A 1,381-nucleotide genomic window follows, 5' to 3' on the forward strand; every position below is an offset into this window, starting at 1 on the left:
GCACGGTTGGATACGACGGTGCTTCATGGCCGCTCCAAGCGTGGGGGTACGGGCCGGCAGGGTTATGACCCGGACATGTTGTTGGGGTTGTGGTTGTATGCCTCAGCGAGGGGTATCACCTCCTCACGACAGATCGAGCGGGCCTGCGTGGAAGATGTCGCGTTCCGGGTCATATGCGCCCAAGACTCCCCTGACCACACCGTGTTGGCCCGATTTTTGCAGCGACACCGCCCTGACATGACGGAGTTGTTCGCGCAGGTTTTGGCATTGTGCCTGAGCGTGGGTATGGGCAAGTTCGGGCAGGTTTCCCTGGATGGGACGAAGATCCGTGCCAGTGCGTCAATGTCCCGGACGAGGTCATTGACAACGCTGCGGAAGCTGGCGGGCGCTGAACTGAAAAAGGCGGAAGACACTGACACGGCCGAGGACGAGGCCGGGATTGATTACGACGATCAGATCCCTGATGATTTCACCGGCTCAGATCGTGCCTCCCGGATCCAGGCGGCCATTGCCAGTGTGGAGGAACAACTCGCCGAAGACATCGGTGCCCCGCTGGAAGCCTTGACGGCGAAGGAAGAAGCCGCGCAGCAGCGGGTTTCCCAGGCAGAGCAGGCCCAGCAACAGCGGGTGAAGAACTATCAGGAGAAGAAGGCTGTAGGACAGGCCCCGATGGGGCGTTCTCCGGTGGCTGATGGTGGGAAAGAACTTCAAAATGCTCGCCGTGATCTGGGTTCAGCGACCCGCAAGAAGCTGGTTCTTCAACAACGCCATGATGACTTGCTGGCCGGGACACCGGTCAAGAACATGAAGCTAGCGAAGCGAAACACGACCGATCCCCAATCGCGGGTGATGAAGACCCGTCAGGGGTTCGTTCAGGGCTATAACGCCCAGATCATGTGCTCTGATGACTTCCTGATACTGGTCGCACAAGCCACGAACGATCCCACGGACCGGTCTTGGTTCATTCCGATGATGAGCCGGGTTGATGAAACCCTCAAAGACATGGCGATCCGCACCGGGCGGACTGACCTGAGCATCGGCATGCTCAACGCTGACAGCGGCTACCTTAGCGATGCGGCAGTGAAAGCCGAAGGACCCGATCGGCTCATCGCCCCGGGCCGTGGCGGTGTAGACGGTGAAGGCTGGAACGGCAGCTACTCCAACGGCCAAGCCAGCGCACATTTGATGGCCGAGAAACTCAAAGACCCCGCGAACAGGGCCCTGTATAAGCGCCGCTCGGCGACCATTGAAACAATCAACGCCCACCTCAAAGACGGGCGCGGCCTGCGCCAATTCACGGTCCGAGGCAAAGCCGCTGTGCAGGCCCAACTCACCCTCGCAGCCATGGCCACCAACATCACCCGATTCTTCAACCGCGGCA

Annotated in this window: 1 protein-coding gene and 1 pseudogene; both read left to right on the top strand. The window is 60.2% G+C overall.

What is annotated here, in order from left to right:
* Positions 1 to 75: 75 nt before the first annotated feature.
* Positions 76 to 201 (top strand): annotated as a pseudogene (locus ACX80E_RS17165) (transposase); the annotation flags it as partial.
* 36 nt (positions 202 to 237) lie between these two features.
* The coding region (locus ACX80E_RS17170) for a transposase (RefSeq protein WP_459303274.1) at positions 238 to 1,381 on the top strand (1,144 nt) is incomplete at its 3' end.

This window comes from Arthrobacter sp. TMN-49 (genome assembly GCF_054511095.1).